This window comes from bacterium (genome assembly GCA_021371935.1).
GTDB lineage: Bacteria > Armatimonadota > UBA5829 > UBA5829 > UBA5829 > UBA5829.
This window is the reverse complement of record JAJFVF010000006.1, coordinates 161,812-178,832: the sequence shown is the minus strand read 5'-3', so window position 1 is coordinate 178,832 and position 17,021 is coordinate 161,812. Positions and strand designations below refer to the sequence as shown.

Sequence of the window (17,021 nt, the reverse complement as noted above, 5' to 3'; positions counted from 1 at the left end):
CTCAGATATTGTTTATATTGACTCCCAAAAACTCCTTCACTCTCTCCACCTTCTTCGTCCCCTTGCAGTGCGGCAGGTATTTGAGGAACTCTTTGCCGTAGAACTTCATGTGGATTCGAGAGTCCAGTATGGCGACCACCCCGTGGTCTGTCTTGGTGCGTATCAGCCTGCCGAAACCCTGCTTCAGACGGATTTGAGCCTGGGGGATGGAGTATTCGGCAAACCAGTTGCCGCCCTCTTTTTCGATCTGCTCGCATCGGGCTTTGTTGGTAGGCGTGTCCGGCACTGCGAACGGGAGCTTGTCAATAATCACGCACGAGAGCCTCTCACCCTTCACGTCCACACCCTCCCAGAACGAGTGCACACCCATAAGGCACGTGTCATCGTTCTCGCGGAACTCGGTTATTAGGCGATCATTAGACATATCGCCCTGCTTGAGGAGCCTGAACGGGACATCATCTACCAACCGATTGAAGACCTCATTGAGCATCCGGTATGATGTGAAGAGCATGAATGCCCTGCCGTTAGATGCGAGCAAAAGCTGTCTGATCTTTTCGGATACGGCATCGGCATATTCAGGAGCATTCGACGGAAACGCAAGATCGTCCGGCACATACAGCAGCGCCTGTCGCTCGAAATCGAACGGCGAGCCGAGGATCAGTTCATTGCAATCGGGTGTGCCGAGTCTCTTTTTGAGGTAACAGAACGTGCCCGAGTTGGATAGTGTTGCGGAGGTGGCAATTACGGATTCTGGGTTGCCCCAAAGCGCATCATGGAGTATATCCGCCACATTCACAGGCGACAGGTGCAGGTAGCAGCTCACGAACTTGCCGCCGGAGGGCTTTTCGCACCATCTGAAGTAATTGGGTTGATCCGCAAAAAACAGATCCGAAAGCTCACCGCGCATACGGGCAAGCATCTTTCGGTATCCGTCTATGCGGTCCTTGAGTTCGGGGTTATCCTGAGTGTCCTGACCCAGCAAGGCGGTGTTCAGGCCGTCCAGGTGAGTTATCAGGTTATTGACTGACTCGTCCACGGTGCGCTTTTCGACGGACTGATACATCTCATCAAGGAAAAACTCCGACCTGTGCATCGAATCGAACGGACCGAAGAGCGTGTTATTCAGACTGAGGATATATTCAAGCTCACCCTGAGGAATGTCTATCTCCCTGCGCTTGCGGATGCGGCTGATGAGCTGAGGCACGCGGTAGTTCGAGAACTCGATGCCGAAGATATTACTCGCCACATCTTCCAGGTGATGCGCCTCGTCGAAGATAACGGCTCCGTAGTCGGGCAAAATTCCATTCTTGGGATCGGTCATCTTGAGGCCGAGGTCACTGAAAAAGAGCGCATGGTTCACCACTATGATATCCGCCAGCTCTGCGGCTCGGCGCATTTTGTAATAGAAGCACTGCTCGGAGTTGTAAGGGCACTCTTGGTGTCGGCAGGTGTCCTGGTTGCAGCAGACCTCGGACCAGTCGGGGAATGTAAAGTCCAGTTCACTGACATCACCAGTTTGTGTCTTTGATGCCCATTCCTGAAGCTGTTTGAACAAAGGGTCTTCATGGTATATGACCGACTTGGCGGCATGATCGAGTTCCTGCAGACAGACGAAGTTGCTCCGGCCTTTCATCAGGACAGCCGTAAAAGGATGGTCCTCCATCACCTGCTGCATCAGGGGGATATCTTTGTTGATGAGCTGACCCTGGAGGTTGATCGTATGGGTCGATATGATGATCGGTTTTGCGCCGGATGAATAGATGACGGCAGGCGTGAGATAGCCGACCGTCTTGCCGACGCCGGTGCCTGCTTCCACAAGCAGGTGTTCTTTGTGCAGCATTGCGTCAGCGACAGCCGATGCCATCTTGAGCTGTTCATCTCTATATTCGTAACCCTCGCACAGACGCGCGAACCGTCCGTCCGTCCCGAGGCATTTGGTTATTTCTTCAAACATCCTGCCACAATTCTATACGAACGCACATTCGACAGTCAAGGATATTATCAAGTAATTACGCAATGACCTGAATTTCGTTTCAGAGAGTGCGCTGCCGGGGGAAAGTGCTATTGTATGGAGGTAATGGGGCATGCGCACCGGATTTATGACCATCTTCTGTATGCTGTGTCTCCCGGCCTGCTCGGCCATGGTCGATCCCAAGCCGATGACATGCCCGGCGGAAGACAGCGTTGTGATCGGTCAGCTAGACGCGGATGTGACGGGCGACGGGGTCAAGGACCGCATTATACTGATGGGCAGAAAACAGGATCGTGCCGGACATTATGTGGTCGAAATGTCGGTGAGGCTGACTGATCTGGATGGTCAAAATGAGCTTTGCACCCGCCTGCCGGAAAAGTCCGGTAGCGGCATCAATCCACAGCTCAAGGCCATGGACTTCACCGGCGACGGCACGCCGGATGTTCTCATTTCATCTCCCACAGACGGCGGGATTATCAACTGCGTTATATATTCGTTTATCGACGGGCGGCCGAAGCTGCTGTTTGACACGAATCGTGGGGTGATGCCGGCAGTCACGGGTCATTTTTTGTCCGATTACAAGGCTGAGATCATTGTCGGCGGGCAGTCGAGCACTGTGGACCTTGCCGATCACAGGAAATATTATGATCAGGCGGGCTATTATAATAACGGCAAATTATTGAAGTCTACTGAAGTCATAACAGGCGGCTATGGCCTGATTACTCCTGTTGATGTGGATCATAACGGCGTTTATGAACTTGAGGCAATACAAGAAGCGCGCGGCATTTCCGGTGCGGACCCCATAGCCGAGATCATTTCTCATATAAAGTGGGATAAGGACGGCTGGCAGGTTATGGATGTGAGTGTAAGAAAGACCGTTTTGGATATAGAGTGACCATCTCATTTGCGCTGAGCAGCACAGTTTGATATACTGGCTTTGCGAAATATTTCACAAAGATGGATGTAGTATGCCGAGCATAATCAAAGTCCCAATACCCACACTCGAACGGTTGGCGACCTATCTGACAATTCTTACCGGCCTAAAGACCAGGAATATCGAGACAATATCCTCCATTGATATCGAGATGAGCACAGGCATCAGCGCGGCAGCGTTCAGGAAAGACCTCTCATATTTCGGTGAGTTTGGCCGTCCTGGAATAGGCTATAATGTCAATGAACTGCACTCGCGCATAAGTCGGATACTTAAGATAGAGAGGACTCAACCTGTTATATTGGTCGGCGCGGGTCATTTGGGTTCGGCTCTGGCGGGTTACCATCCGCTTAGGGCGGAAAACTTCCATATAGTGGCGGCGTTCGATAACAATCCCAATAAGATCGGCAGGCAGCTCTGGGACCTGACGATCATGGATGTCGCCGATATAGTAAGTCAAAACAAGGCAATTGGCGCAAAGATGGGGATAATAGCTGTCCCTGCGCCTGCAGCCCAGGCAGTTGCCGACAAAATGGTGGAAGCCGGTATTGCCACCATCCTCAATTTCGCCCCCACACTTCTCCGCCTGCCCACAGGCATCACCGTGCGAAACGTAGACTTCCTGCAGGAGTTGGCGGTGTTGTCATATCATCTGCCGGAAAGAAGTTGAGGGTTGGTAGTAATCCGATGCTTTTATGTGTGCAATAGATCGACAGCATTACACGGCAGAAGGAATCCTTACATGTTTGCATAAGCATATGTTAATAATTAGGCTTTGCAAATACAGTATCTGCCACAATCTGGGAGGATTGCTTTGAAAGCATTTTATCATCTGAATGCACCACGTATCACAATAAGAGAGTATTTGTTTGGTACCCCGTGGATATTGCTGCCTGTTATTTTGTTTGTGAAGCTCTTTCGAATATCGCTCAGTTCTTCAACAGATGATCCGATTGTTGAGAGCGTAGCTCCATTTGAGGTCGGTGAAGCAGAGCTGCCAGCTGATGTTCTTGAACGATTCCAAAAAGCTATTGTGGAATTGTCTGCATTGGGGTTTCACAGTCCAATTTACCATGTAATCAAAGACCCTTTGCGTTCAACATATATATATTGGGCAACATTTCTTCACTCGACCGGTCATCACATCGCACGCATTCATAACCGAGTCTGGATTGCTCCTGCAAAGGTCAAGAACCACTTCTTCCCCATTTTTTGCATGCCATGCCAAGACGGCAGCTTTCTTGTATCAAGTGCAGGCAAACCGGATTTGCTCTCTCCAGCATCGGTTTCGGCACGCTATCACATTGGCATGTCGATTCAGAAACTGTGGTCGTTGCATGAGTCTGCTGTGCAAAAAGCATCAGTGGTTCCGTTATCGGTGTCTACGCAAGATCAACTGCGGCAGACCATTGAACAGTGGCATATACTGGTTCGTGATTTTCATATCGCTCGGGGCATATTCCAACCCCTGAAAGAGGATGAGATCAAGCGTTTGGACCTGACGGATGAGTTGTTAAAGCAAGAGGACATCAGCATTGATGATGCGCAAGTTTTTGCCAATATTTATCGCATCCAGCAGAAAAAGACAAACGCTTTGAGTACATTATTGTTGCTGGCCATATCACTTATTGTCTTCGTAATGGTCTGGCGCTTCTCCCGCCTTACCGGCATTCTGCTAATTGTGCCGATTCTAATTTTGCATGAACTCGGACATTATCTGACCATGCGTGCTTTTAAGTATCGCAATTTGAATGTGTTTTTTATCCCCCTGCTTGGTGCAGCGGTGAGCGGGCAGCATTATAATGTGCCGGGATGGAAGAGAGCCATTGTATCTTTAGCTGGTCCCGTCCCGGGGATATTAATTGGGACTATCTTAGGAATTGTCGGGGCAGTCCTCGGCATAAAACCATTGCTGGCGCCAGCGTTGATGCTGCTTGTGATAAATGGGTTCAACCTCCTTCCAATTATGCCTTTAGATGGCGGCTGGTTGTTTCATACAGTGCTCTTTTCTCGCCATCCATATTTGGATACTGCCTTTCGAGCATTGGCAGTTTTCGGGTTATTTCTTCTTGGCATAGGTACTGGTGACAAGATACTCACAGCCATATGCATCCCCATGGCAATGGCTCTTCCGACCTCTTGGCGGCAGGCCTCTATAGCGTATCGTCTGCGCAAGAGCGGGTTCAACAGTGATTCAGCTGATGAGGCCACCATTCCGATCGAGACAGCCAAAACAATTTTGCGCCTGGTTCGTGAAAAACAGCCTAAGCAGCAGGCGCCTGGATTGTTGGCACAGCAAGTATTGGGTATTTTCCAGACTCTCAACACACGCCCTCCAAAGATATTGGCTTCCATAGGACTTCTTACAGCGTACTTGGGTGCGCTATTTATTGCGTTTGTTGTAGCCGGTTTTCTTTTCCTTGTCTCGTCAGGGAATATGAAAGATATGCTTGGCATGCTCGAAAAAGGAGGCAAATATGAATATAGACAAGGCTCCACACAGCAACATATTCAAAGTAATTACTCAGCAGTTCCAAACGCAGCGCGGACTACGATAATCGCTATTTGCAAGAATGATAGTGAAGCGGGCGCGCTATACAAAGAGTTTTCTGGAAAACTACCTGCAACGGCATCACTTAGACTCTTTGGGCAAAGCCTGCTGCTCTCGCTGCCGGAGGACGCAGCTTCGGATCGTAAAAGACTGGTCAAAGCATTGGAACCTAAGGTTAAGCGTATTCTTGTAGACAGGGAAGGAAATCGCCTCAGCGTATCATTTACTTGCCTTTTATCATCGAAGAAGATGTCGAAGCAGTGTGAGCAGGAGTTTGACGGCTGTTTTCCTTACAGTGATTCTGAATATCTGTATCTATCCACTGACTCACTTGTTCAACCCTGGACGAGTGCATGGAAACAGCTTTCACCTGAGCAGAGATCCAAGTTTACTTGTGCTCGAATCACCTATTACAGACTGCAGAACTTATATACTGAAGCTTATCAAACACCTGATGTAAAAAAAGCTCAGCAGCATATAACTCAGCTTCGAGAAAAGGGCGATGTTGAAGAGGCTTCTCGCTTAAATAAGAATATTACAAAGACGGTGCGGGCAGAAGAAGAGCGCCTGCTGAAAGATATCTGTTCTGAGGCAACCACCGACACGAGTGTTGTCGACCTGTGGAAGAAGATCCGTGATTTCGATGTGAAGATTGATCAGGTGGATGCTTCAACTGCAAAGAAGATGTTGATGACAAAAGCAACAATAAATTCCAGCCCAAAAGACAAACAGATCAAAGCCTTGATTGACCAGGGTAACTCTATTACAAAAATGCTTGAGGAACGTTTGGGTGCACGTCCAAACAGCAAAGGCAACCCTGAAAACATTAAGAGCGGCTATGCGCGGAGTGAAGGCCGGATGGTCTTAGTGCAAATTTATAGCTTTAGCGATATCTCGAGAGGTCTTCCACTTATCGCAGAGTGGTTATGCCAACAGGGTAGTGTCAAAGTTCGTTACGATATCAATTCCCTGGGATCTGCAGACTAGAATTGGGCCGGTGTGCAGGTGGTCTCGCAGCCGGTCCCATAGAACTACAGCTCAAGGCCGTTTTTGCTCAAGCATCCACTGCCAAAATTCATCACTCTCATAAGTGGCTGTCCATGAGTCATGTTCGATGCCGGGATATATAGTAAGCTTTGGGCTTCCGCCTGCTGATCGCACTGCATCAACCATCTCCTGGGACTTTTCAATTGGGACAGTCGGGTCTTTGTCGCCATGAAAGACCCACACAGGGATATTTTTGATAATGCCGGCACTTGCAGGGTCGCCCCCGCCGCATATGGGCGCTATGGCAGCCAGCCTGTTTGGGATTTTGGCTGCAAGATGCCATGTGCCGTAACCACCCATGCTTATCCCAGTCAGATATATACGGTTCTTGTCCACATTGTAATTTGAAACAGTCTCATCTATCAGTTTTATGGTTTTGTCGGCCTCGTTGTTCCACCAACAATCTTCCGGACAAAGTGGAGCCAGGATAATGAAAGGAAATTGCTTGCCCTGCGCAGCCAGTTTTGTCGGACCATGCACTTTCAGTTTTTCGAGGTCGTCACCTCTCTCACCGGCTCCGTGAAGAAAGACTACCAGCGGCCAGAGTTTGCCTTTTCCCACTTCATAACCTTGAGGCAAGATGAGACTGTATTTCAACTGAGATTTATTCATGTATATGGCCTATGACTTCCTATAGATATATAAAGCGCTGCCCGGTTTTTCGCTGATCTCTATCGTCAGCCCGTCTTGCGCAAGCTCGCTTCCCTTTGCCTGGATCGTGCCGGTTCCATCAGCCGGGTGCAGTTCATAGATCGCATCAGCATCCAATCCATGCAGCGGCGCGATCATGCTGGTGAAGGGACTCTTCGGTCTGCGCATTGCCAATACCATACCTTCGCCCAAATCCGGCCTGTCATACTGCCATGCAGCCCATATGTCATCTGCCAGGCTGTATGACAACAGAGGATAGAAATCGCCATAAAAATATTTGCGCACCTCAAACTCTTCGTTCATAGACCTCTTCACCCAATCGACCGGGAGTCGGGGTGATGGGTTAAAGCCGTATGTATTCAGATTCATAACGATTCCTGGCCCGAGCGCACTTCTGAGAGCGTATGTGTCAGGTTCTTCGATGCGATTATAGCAGCCCGTGCTCAGAGGGACCCATGGCGCAAGACCCTGCGTTTGACCCTGCATGCCGATCGGGTCGAAGTCCGATGCACACTGATAATCACTGCGCCATAGAGGTATGCTGCGCGATATAGTCTCCAGATCGATCCTGCGTCCACCGCTGGCGCAGTTGTCTATAACCAGGTTCGGAATTCTTGCTCTCAGCTCATCCCAGAATGCGTATAGCCCCTCTATGTGGCGTATTTCGCTCATCCCGACTCTGTCCGGCGCATCAGCTTTTTCCCAGTATGGAGACGGGTCGAAGTTGAAGTCCTGCCTGTAGCAAGTGACCCTGCCCTCGACTAGAATACCTAGAACCAAATCGGTCAATGCCTGTCGCGCTTCAGGCATGCCCAGGTTGAAGAGGTAGTTGTCGCCATCCGGTCCCAGGAGCCACTCGGGATGCTCACATACCAAATGGGTGTCTTTGTAGACTCTTTCAGGTTCCATCCACAGCACGAACCCGTATCCCATCTCTTTATAAGCTTTGCCGACGGGAGCCAGGCCATTGGGGTAGATAGCCTTGTTTGGCCACCAACTTCCCACCTGTGTACCCCAGTCTCCTATTTGTTCCCACCAAACATCGAGTGTGGTCGAGTTCTCATCATATACGCCGTTGCCATGCCATCCGGCATCGATCCAGATATACTCCAGGGGGATATTGTTGTCTTTCCACCATCGAGCCTTGGCGATTTGCACCTCTTCCTTGTTCTTTCCCCAAAACGCGTCACAAATCGGTGCCTGCAACACTTTGTCATCATAATAGGGAGTGTGATGAGTAAGTATGAACTGCCGCAGCATGTTATGAGCGCCCGTCCGGTCATCTTCCCAAAACAGCAGTAGAATTCGAGGCGTCCTGATTTCCTCACCAGGCATGAGCCTCAGATGGGTCTTCTTCATTCCTGCGCTGAGGTTAATGTGGGTGTCGTCCTCACCGCGAGAGATATCGGCTTTCCAAGCACCGGTCCAGCCTATTGCTCCGATTACGCCTTCGCTGCCCATCTCCAGGTTAAAGAACGGCAGCGTGCAGTCGGATGATCTGCCGCACTGCGGAGCCAGATGCAGTGGATATATTATTCCTATCTTGCTTTCGAGCGGCTCGAAGTCGTCGATTTTGCAGTCGCTGCCCTTTGCATGGTGGACTATCGCGGGCTGGTCCTTTCCAATCTCCAGGTCAGTATCCAGCGGCAGAATGTCGTCAATTATCGGCGAAGGCGCACTGCCGTTATTTTTGAAGTACATGACCCACTCGACAGCCGGAAAGTTATCGAATGTGGTTGCTTCGCACCTGCATTCGAGTTTTGTTTCTGGGTCGCTGAGAGTGAGAATCTGCCGAGACAACCCCTCCTCAGACTTTCCAGTGTTCCATCTCGACTTCCAACTCTTCAGGAAAATCGCCGACTTGCCATCGTTGTAATTAAATGAAAACGGAAACATGATGTCTTTGGATTTGAAATGTTCTTCAAACCAGGCTTTGGCTTTTTGCTGCTCTTGCTCGGTCATTGTCAATAACCCCTGTCTCTCCGGTAAATATTAATCATTTGTCCGCCGGTCAGGAATGCGTCCAGATTGTGCTTTAGAATTTTAATTGCTCGCTCGCCGTAACGTGCGCTGGATGCGCCAGTGTGCGGCGTGATTATTGTGTTTGGCATATCCCAGATCGGGCTGGTCGGCGGGAGCGGCTCAGTTGGAAATACATCCAGCCCCGCTCCGCCCAGTCTGCCGCTTGCAAGAGCCTTGCCCAGCGCATCATGGTCGACCATTGCTCCCCGAGCCACATTTATCAGATAAGCTCCCTGTTTCATCATATCGATCTGATCTTGACCGATTAGAGCGCTGGTCTCCGATGTGAGGGGCACAGTGATCACCAGATAGTCGGATATTGGGAGAATCTTATCGAGCTGGTCAGCACAGTAGAGTTCATCCACATTCGGCAGATTGCCCTGCACTGTCCGTTTCGTCCCGACAACATGCATCCCAAAAGCCTTTGCCAGCCGCGCGATATTGAGCCCTATCTTGCCGAGGCCGATTATGCCGATGGTCTTGTCGTACAGCTCCGTGCTGGTGGCTGCAAGCTCTGTGCGGTCAAAGTTATGGGCGGATTGAAGTCTGGCTGCCACATCGAATCTGCGTGCCAGAGCCAGCATCATCCCAAGCACATGCTCTGCGACCACTGTCGTATGAATCCCGCTCAAAGTGGTCAGGATAACATCACTCTCAATAAGTTCGGGGAAGAGTGTATGGTCAATCCCTGCGCTTCCGAACTGGATCCACTTAAGCTTCTTTGCTTCAGCGAACACCGAGGGGATGATTTTCCAGCCGATCATTACATCTGCGTTTGTGATCTCGCGTTTGATCGTGTCTAAATCATTGCAGACTACAAGTTTATGTCCGCTCAGAATATTTTTGATTATTGATATATAATCATCAATGATTTCATTTGATTCCAGGTGATATGCTCGCCAAATTACAAACTTCACAACTCTTCCTCTTCGTTTATTTCACGGATCTTATACTTGGACGCCGCCACTCTATCCGGCAGCACAGCGACTGTTCGTGCCCCTGAGATTACAAGTTTTTCCAGATAATTGGTCCGTCTGCCTATGAGCAGGATTACGTCCTCCGGCTCCCTGCCGCGCAGCCATGCAGCAGCCATTTCTGCCATCTCTTCCAAACTAGTGGCGTCCGTCAGTTTGGATTTCCGCAGGTCGAGCGCAAGTTTTTGGGTAGTGGTGAGCACGGGTGCATCAGGTTCCGTACCAAGTGCGATGGTGCCGACATCGACTGTCGCGGCATCGGGGTCGTTCTCTATTTCGGCAAGGGTGGGATCGATCTGGTTGAACAGCTCTTCAAACTTATCAGTAGGAAATATTACCGTGACCTGACCCGGACCGGAATATTGCGCGGCAGTCTTCAGCAGCTTTGCGCAACCGAAGTCAGCGGCAAATACAAGAGGCTTGCCCGGCGCGGCACGCATGACGGCCTTATAGTAGTCCGCATCTTCGTCTTTGCCTCTGATATCCAGCAGCAGGCCGTCTGCACCTTCGGCCAGCGCCTGATCTATCTCACCCTCGTTCTTGATGTAGGCGAATACGTTGACTGTGTGACCTGTCTGGGTGCGAGCGGGAATATGCTCCGAAGCGATAAAAATCTTGGATGCTGTGTGCCGCTGTTCCTCCATATTTTGATAGTAGATGAGTGTCTGCGGGTCGGGGTCGATATAGACGATGCCGTTGTTGCCGTCCAGAATGACTATATCGCCCGCCGACACCGATGCCATAATACCTTCTACACCGGTTACGGACGGCACCTCGGGGTTTAGGCCGGGGATGTTCAGGTCCTGCTCCGCGGCGATCCCGATAGTGCTGATCCCCGGGATGTGCAGCGATATACCCATCACCAGGTTATCGCATATGATAACCGCTTCAGGATAATCCTGCGGCGACAATCCACGTTTGAGCGCACGCACTCCATCTTCCAATATGGTGGGAGCCACGCCGTTTATGCCGTTTTTTGTGTCGACTAGAGCCGCCACCGCGATAGCGACTCCGTCCTTCCGAGCCTTACCATGAATAGTAATCATCTCTGCGCACTGCCAACTTATCACAGATTAGTGAGAACCACTTCAGATTACTTTAGTCAACTATTCCTCGGTTTCCTTGTCAGGCTCGAATTTGTTGGGCATTACTTCCACTTCCGTTTCAACTGGCACATCATCAGAGGCCAGGTGCCCCATCTCATGCACTCTTTCTTCCACGATCTCGTCCATATTGTCCGTGGCAAAGGTCGTGCTTCCGCCTTCATATCCGTGTTCATAATCTTCTGGCTGAAAGTCCTGATCGATCATGTCCCAGTCTTCATCAGTGTCTTCCTTGTTGAAAGCCGGGCCGATCTCGCCAGTTTTCTTACGCTTCGGATGCGGAAATGTGAGCACATCATTGATGTCCAGCTCTTCGTCAATCTCGACATCCGGCTCAAACGCATCGACATCGCCTGCATAATGCGCTCTGCGCTCATCGTGCTTGTTTATTATATCTTCAGGATTGTGTATCCTGTCTGTTTCGTCTCGCGTTCTGTCTTCTCTCATCATAAACACTTCCTATAAAGCTGAGATTTGAGAGATAAGAGTCCGAAATCACCACTTCCTCTACAATAAAATTACCCTTTGACACGTGATAACGAAACTGAAAAGGGTAGGAAATGAGGGATTATTGGATAGGGGCCATTAAAAACCCGAGTTTAGTTTCTGCATAAACAGGGAATATATAACTTGACAACAATGCACTCAAGTAGTATGGTGTATACAGTCTAAAGTAAGCAGCGGTTTTCCGCTCCTATAACACTGACCGAGTGGTTATGTGTAAGGGCTTTTGCCCTCCACTCTCAGCTATTCAAGGAGAACGAACAATGAGGTTGGATAAGCTCACGATCAAAGCTCAAGATGCACTTCAGGATGCGCAGCACATTGCGACCGAAAGCGGTCAACAGCAGATAGAGCCCGAGCACCTGCTTCTGGCTCTGCTTGGGCAGGAGGGCGGCATTGTCGGTCCCATAATGGAGAAGCTGGGCGTAAATCCACAGAGCCTTGCGTCTCGTGTCCAGCAGGAGATAGACAAGATGCCCAAAGTGACGGGTGCGGTTGCCGGTTCGCAAATTGGTCCGCGCCTGCAGCGTGTCCTTGAGACCTCATTTCAAGAAGCCGAACGCCTCAAAGACGAATATATAAGCACGGAACACCTTCTTATCGGAATTGCTTCGGAGACGACCGGCAAGGCGTCGCAGATACTCAACTCGGTCGGCGCGACACGTGACGCCATCTATCAGGCAATGGCCGAGGTCCGCGGTACCCAGCGCGTCACTGACCAGAACCCCGAAGATAAATATCAGGCTTTGGAGCGATATGGCCGCGACCTCACTGAGGAGGCTCGTAAAGGTAAGCTCGATCCAGTAATCGGCAGAGATGAAGAAATTCGCCGAGTCATTCAGGTCCTAAGCCGCAGGACAAAGAACAACCCTGTCCTGATCGGCGAGCCGGGCACGGGCAAGACTGCGATTGTTGAGGGGCTTGCCCAGCGTATTGTTAACGGCGATGTTCCAGAGTCGCTAAAAAACAAGAAAGTAGTGGCACTGGACCTCGGTGGGCTGGTCGCGGGGACAAAATATCGAGGTGAGTTCGAGGACAGGCTCAAAGCGGTCCTAAAAGAGATCAAAGAGGCCGAGGGTGAGATAATCCTGTTTATAGACGAGCTTCATACTATTGTGGGTGCTGGTGCGGCTGAGGGTGCAGTCGATGCTGCGAACCTGCTCAAGCCTATGCTTGCAAGGGGTGAGTTGAAGTGTGTCGGTGCTACCACTCTTGACGAATACCGCAAGCACATCGAAAAGGATGCGGCACTTGAGAGACGTTTCCAACCGGTGATGGTGAATCCGCCGAGTGTGGAAGACACAATCGCCATACTGCGCGGCCTCAAGGAGAAATATGAAGCCCACCATGGCGTGCGAATCAAAGACTCCGCTCTGGTTGCGGCTGCGGTGCTGTCTGATCGATATATTTCCGACCGTTTTCTGCCGGATAAGGCTATAGACCTGATAGACGAGGCAGCTTCCCGTTTGAGGATTGAGATCGATAGCATGCCCAGCGAGATAGACACGGTAGAGCGCCGGATCAGACAGCTCGAGATCGAGCGTGAAGCTCTCAAAAAAGAGACGGACGCTCCGTCGAAGAAACGACTTGATAAACTTGAAAAGGAGCTTGCCGACCTGCGCGAGAGTGCGGGTGAAATGAAGGCACACTGGCAGAACGAGAAGGATGCCATCACCAAGATTCGCGAGGTCAAGGCCAAGATAGAAGAGGCCAAGCAGTCCGAACTGACTGCCGAGCGTGCAGGCGATCTTACCAAGGCTGCAGAGCTTCGCCACGGCACAATTCCCGGCCTTGAGCACGAGCTTGCCGAACTTGATACCAAGCTCGCAGGGCTTCAAAAAGACCGCAAGATGCTCAAGGAAGAGGTTGATGAAGAGGACGTAGCTGAAGTCGTGAGCAAGTGGACAGGGGTTCCTGTCACCCGAATGATGGAGGGCGAGATCGAAAAACTCGTTCACATGGAGCAGCGGCTGCAAGATAGAGTTGTCGGCCAGGAGATGGCGATTGTAGCCATATCGAATGCTGTCCGCCGTGCGAGAACCGGCCTGCAGGACCCGAACCGTCCTATCGGCAGTTTTATCTTCATGGGTCCGACAGGTGTCGGCAAGACTGAGCTTGCGCGGGCGCTGGCCGAGTTCCTGTTTGATGACGAGCGTGCTATGATCCGAATAGATATGTCCGAGTTTATGGAGAAACACTCGGTGGCTCGACTGATCGGGGCTCCTCCCGGATACGTGGGCTATGAAGAGGGCGGATATCTGACCGAGCATGTCAGACGCCGCCCGTACAGTGTTATATTGTTCGATGAGATCGAGAAGGCTCATCAGGATGTATTCAATATCCTTTTGCAGATATTGGAGGATGGTCGTTTGACTGATGGCCAAGGCCGAACGGTGGATTTCAAGAACACTGTGATAATCATGACCAGCAACATCGGCTCGGATGCGATCCGTGAACATGGCGTGTTGGGTTTCAAAGGCGGGATTGATCAGAAAACGGCTGATGATGAGATCAAACGCACTGTGATGGATGCCCTGAAAGCGCACTTCAGGCCGGAGTTCTTGAACCGTGTCGATGAGATTATCGTGTTCAATACTCTAAGCGAGGAAGACATCAAGAAGATAGTTGATATTCAGATCGCTCTGCTCAAAAAGCGCTTGGCCGACAGGCATCTCGATATAGAGTTGACGGGTGGGGCAAAGGATGTCCTTGCAAAGGAGGGCTACGATCCCGTATACGGTGCGCGGCCACTCAAGCGCGCGATTCAGCGTGAGATTCAAGATAAGCTCGCTATGGAGCTTCTGGAAGGCAAGTTCAAGGAGGGCGACCGCATCACAGTCGATGCGAACGATAAAGGCGAGATAGTCTTTGAGCATGCCGCCAACAAATAGCGAATTCTGAGTTACACCACTTATGCTGGGCCAGGATTTTTGAATCCTGGCCCTTATGGCACATGAAGGGTTCATGCAACCACGCAGTGAAATACCTCATAGTGAATCGATCAATGTCTCTACTGAGGTATTTCATATGGCTGCTCAATCTAAAGCATGGAACTGGACCAAAGTAACAGATGACATCTGGACGAAGCCCTCAGAGGATGTTTACTATTATGTGAACCGCTGGCGGAGCATGGGTTTTAACAAATTTTTGGACCTTGGATGTGGTTTGGGGCGTCACTCGATTCTGTTTGCGGAAAGTGGTTTTGAGACCGATGCATTCGATCTGTCGCAGGATGGGCTTGACATCCTGAATGAAAAGGCGAGTGAACGGGGACTGAGCATTAAAATCGCGAAAGGCGATATAAACAGCCTCCCGTACAATTCCGATACCTTTGACTGCCTGCTTGCATACCATGTCATCTCGCATACGGACTCGCAAGGGATTGCCGGAATCGTTGGTGAGATAGGTCGCGTAATCAAGAATGGCGGCGAGTTCTTTGTCACTCTCTGCTCAAAAAACAGCCCGTCTTTTCTTACTGGAAAATATCCCAAGATCGATGAGAATACGATCATAAAAACGAAAGAGCCAGAGGTCGGAATACCACATCTTTATGCGGATGCGGATGGCATCCGACAGATCTTCCATGCTTTTGAGATTATCAAGCTTCGGCAAGTTCAGGACTTTTTTGATAACACTTCCAGTTGGCACTATTTTGTGCATGCAAAAAAACCGTATTAATTTGGGCTGGATATCCGATCCAGCCCGACAAAAAGTCGCGATTTCCAATCGCAGCGCTTACTGCGCTATCTCGATACGGTCTCTACGTCGCTTAAGACGCTCCAGTATGATAGGTGTACTTACTGGTATTGCAGCAGCTACAGTACGGATCATTGATTCAGCGGCAAACCTTTGTATACTTGACGGACCTGAGTGCGGTATTGATGAAAAGCTGATACTCACCAATAAATAGTGCACAAAAAGACCGATCAAAGACGATATAAGCTTTATTTGCCAGCTTGGCGAACGAGTGAAAAGCACTGCTATCAATCCAACAATCAGTGAATTGCAAATCACCAGACCAATGCCGAGATGATCCGGCACAAAATGAAAGACAATCGTGTATTGTGTCAGCAGAAAAAGCGCTGCTTGAGATCCATTCCCGTAATCATGCAGTGCAAATACTCGCATCGCAAATAAGACGAACAGAACGCTTTCTCCAAGCCAGATGCAAAGAAATGCATATTGGACAGGGTTTGAGCTGTCATAGCGGTGCAAATTGGGTGCGTTAATTGCCACATAAACGGAACTGCAAAGCACCATCAAGCATAATATAAGGCTTACCGGCCTCCACTTAGGCATTTTCCAGAGAACAAGGAGCATTATTACGACAATTGGAATATTCTGCAGTGCATTGGACATTATTCCATTTGTTGCAATGTCCATTTTCCAAGCTCTGAGCAGGAGTGAAATAAGTGGTACGTTCATCACAAAAGCCCCTGCCAGCCAGGTTGCCAGCCATATAGGACGGCGACCTGTCAGCAGTTCTCTCAGGCTTCCCGCCAACATAACACTGCCGAACAATAATCCGACCAGCCAATGGGGCGGCTTATCTACACTGCAAAGGACGGCTGAAAGCAATCCCCAAGCCAGGAACGGCACAGCAGCCATCAGTGCCGACTGCCAGGTAGCCGAGTTATGTACTGGCGCAAACCTTGCCGCCACATCTTCCGGCGAGCCCAATCTTTTTTCGGCCTCATCTGCCGCTTCAGCAGTGCTCATACCGGAGGCAACCAACTCATCACGCAGATCAAAATAGTGAGACTTTAGCTCCCGCATTACAAGGTTTTTTTCAGCAGAAGGTATATCTAGCAGCTTTTCGACTCTCGTAAGAAAATGCATCAGCTCCTCCTTATGATTCCTGCGCAAGTCCGAGCACACGGTTTACATTACTCTGAAACTCCTGCCACTGTTTCAGTTTGTGGGATAGTTCCATCTTGCCGCGTTCGGTAATGGCGTACATCTTGCGTTCGCGCCCACCAGACGAACTTTCCCAACAGCCTTCGATCAGACCGTCCTTTTCGAGCTGATGCAGGTGCGGGTAGAGCGTTCCCTCTCGCATTTGAAAATATCCTTCGCTCATCTGTTCGAGCTGTTTTACTATTCGATATCCATGCATAGGTTCGATCGCCAAGCACGATAATATCAATACCAGCGCGTTTCCCTTCACCAATTCCGTTGGAGCAGGCATATTATACCTCCTATGAAGATACATTGGATTTAGATGTATTATATCATCATACAGCAGTTTGTCAACTTCTATTTGCGA

The 17,021-nt window shown here is 50.1% G+C and carries 13 protein-coding genes; 5 read left to right on the top strand and 8 right to left on the bottom strand.

Features of this window, described 5'->3' with window-relative positions; translation table 11 throughout:
• Window position 1 precedes the first annotated feature (1 nt).
• Window positions 2-1,954: a hypothetical protein gene (locus LLG46_05195; protein ID MCE5322698.1), complete on the bottom strand. Its 1,953-nt coding sequence runs from the start codon at window positions 1,952-1,954 to the stop codon at window positions 2-4.
• 130 nt (window positions 1,955-2,084) lie between these two features.
• On the opposite strand from LLG46_05195, the gene LLG46_05190 reads away from it, so the two are divergent.
• The 3 genes from LLG46_05190 to LLG46_05180 all read left to right on the top strand — a co-directional run bounded on the left by LLG46_05190 (window position 2,085) and on the right by LLG46_05180 (window position 6,441).
• Window positions 2,085-2,867, top strand: a complete 783-nt coding sequence (locus tag LLG46_05190; GenBank protein ID MCE5322697.1) for a L,D-transpeptidase — start codon at window positions 2,085-2,087, stop codon at window positions 2,865-2,867.
• A 73-nt stretch (window positions 2,868-2,940) separates the two neighbouring features.
• On the top strand, window positions 2,941-3,573 hold the full coding sequence (locus tag LLG46_05185) for a redox-sensing transcriptional repressor Rex (protein MCE5322696.1): 633 nt from the start codon (window positions 2,941-2,943) through the stop codon (window positions 3,571-3,573).
• A gap of 144 nt (window positions 3,574-3,717) precedes the next feature.
• Window positions 3,718-6,441: a site-2 protease family protein gene (locus LLG46_05180; GenBank protein MCE5322695.1), complete on the top strand. Its 2,724-nt coding sequence runs from the start codon at window positions 3,718-3,720 to the stop codon at window positions 6,439-6,441.
• A 51-nt stretch (window positions 6,442-6,492) separates the two neighbouring features.
• Here the strand turns inward: LLG46_05180 and LLG46_05175 are convergent, their stop codons facing one another.
• Genes LLG46_05175 through LLG46_05155 form a run of 5 tightly spaced genes read right to left on the bottom strand, consistent with a single transcriptional unit; the run spans window position 6,493 to window position 11,701 of the window.
• Window positions 6,493-7,113 carry a dienelactone hydrolase family protein gene (locus LLG46_05175; protein ID MCE5322694.1) on the bottom strand — a complete coding sequence of 207 codons (621 nt, stop codon included), beginning with the start codon at window positions 7,111-7,113 and terminating at the stop codon, window positions 6,493-6,495.
• Window positions 7,114-7,122: 9 nt separating this feature from the next.
• A complete protein-coding gene (locus tag LLG46_05170; protein ID MCE5322693.1) occupies window positions 7,123-9,114 on the bottom strand; it encodes an alpha-galactosidase in 1,992 nt (663 codons plus the stop codon).
• A 2-nt stretch (window positions 9,115-9,116) separates the two neighbouring features.
• Window positions 9,117-10,091: a D-2-hydroxyacid dehydrogenase gene (locus LLG46_05165; GenBank protein MCE5322692.1), complete on the bottom strand. Its 975-nt coding sequence runs from the start codon at window positions 10,089-10,091 to the stop codon at window positions 9,117-9,119.
• Entirely contained in the window at window positions 10,088-11,194 is a 1,107-nt protein-coding gene (locus LLG46_05160; protein ID MCE5322691.1) for a hypothetical protein, read from the bottom strand. The genes LLG46_05165 and LLG46_05160 overlap by 4 nt, the downstream gene beginning before the upstream one ends.
• Before the next feature lie 60 nt (window positions 11,195-11,254).
• A complete protein-coding gene (locus LLG46_05155; GenBank protein ID MCE5322690.1) occupies window positions 11,255-11,701 on the bottom strand; it encodes a hypothetical protein in 447 nt (148 codons plus the stop codon).
• Window positions 11,702-12,018: 317 nt separating this feature from the next.
• Between LLG46_05155 and clpB the strand changes: the two genes are divergently transcribed.
• Together clpB and LLG46_05145 are read left to right on the top strand one after the other, a co-directional pair.
• Window positions 12,019-14,646, top strand: coding sequence for an ATP-dependent chaperone ClpB (clpB, locus tag LLG46_05150; GenBank protein MCE5322689.1), 2,628 nt, complete (start codon window positions 12,019-12,021; stop codon window positions 14,644-14,646).
• A 136-nt stretch (window positions 14,647-14,782) separates the two neighbouring features.
• Entirely contained in the window at window positions 14,783-15,433 is a 651-nt protein-coding gene (locus tag LLG46_05145) for a class I SAM-dependent methyltransferase (protein MCE5322688.1), read from the top strand.
• Window positions 15,434-15,490: 57 nt separating this feature from the next.
• Here the strand turns inward: LLG46_05145 and LLG46_05140 are convergent, their stop codons facing one another.
• Together LLG46_05140 and LLG46_05135 are read right to left on the bottom strand one after the other, a co-directional pair.
• Window positions 15,491-16,594, bottom strand: coding sequence for a permease prefix domain 1-containing protein (locus LLG46_05140; protein MCE5322687.1), 1,104 nt, complete (start codon window positions 16,592-16,594; stop codon window positions 15,491-15,493).
• Window positions 16,595-16,604: 10 nt separating this feature from the next.
• A complete protein-coding gene (locus tag LLG46_05135) occupies window positions 16,605-16,943 on the bottom strand; it encodes a helix-turn-helix transcriptional regulator (protein MCE5322686.1) in 339 nt (112 codons plus the stop codon).
• Window positions 16,944-17,021: the final 78 nt, after the last annotated feature.

What these genes read in the sequence shown, in the direction of transcription:
- LLG46_05195 (MCE5322698.1), bottom strand. Translation starts at nt 1,954, where the DNA reads ATGTTTGAAGAAATAACCAAATGCCTCGGGACGGACGGACGGTTCGCG.
- LLG46_05190 (MCE5322697.1), top strand. Translation starts at nt 2,085, where the DNA reads ATGCGCACCGGATTTATGACCATCTTCTGTATGCTGTGTCTCCCGGCC.
- LLG46_05185 (MCE5322696.1), top strand. Translation starts at nt 2,941, where the DNA reads ATGCCGAGCATAATCAAAGTCCCAATACCCACACTCGAACGGTTGGCG.
- LLG46_05175 (MCE5322694.1), bottom strand. Translation starts at nt 7,113, where the DNA reads ATGAATAAATCTCAGTTGAAATACAGTCTCATCTTGCCTCAAGGTTAT.
- LLG46_05170 (MCE5322693.1), bottom strand. Translation starts at nt 9,114, where the DNA reads ATGACCGAGCAAGAGCAGCAAAAAGCCAAAGCCTGGTTTGAAGAACAT.
- LLG46_05160 (MCE5322691.1), bottom strand. Translation starts at nt 11,194, where the DNA reads ATGATTACTATTCATGGTAAGGCTCGGAAGGACGGAGTCGCTATCGCG.
- LLG46_05155 (MCE5322690.1), bottom strand. Translation starts at nt 11,701, where the DNA reads ATGATGAGAGAAGACAGAACGCGAGACGAAACAGACAGGATACACAAT.
- clpB (MCE5322689.1), top strand. Translation starts at nt 12,019, where the DNA reads ATGAGGTTGGATAAGCTCACGATCAAAGCTCAAGATGCACTTCAGGAT.
- LLG46_05145 (MCE5322688.1), top strand. Translation starts at nt 14,783, where the DNA reads ATGGCTGCTCAATCTAAAGCATGGAACTGGACCAAAGTAACAGATGAC.
- LLG46_05140 (MCE5322687.1), bottom strand. Translation starts at nt 16,594, where the DNA reads ATGCATTTTCTTACGAGAGTCGAAAAGCTGCTAGATATACCTTCTGCT.
- LLG46_05135 (MCE5322686.1), bottom strand. Translation starts at nt 16,943, where the DNA reads ATGCCTGCTCCAACGGAATTGGTGAAGGGAAACGCGCTGGTATTGATA.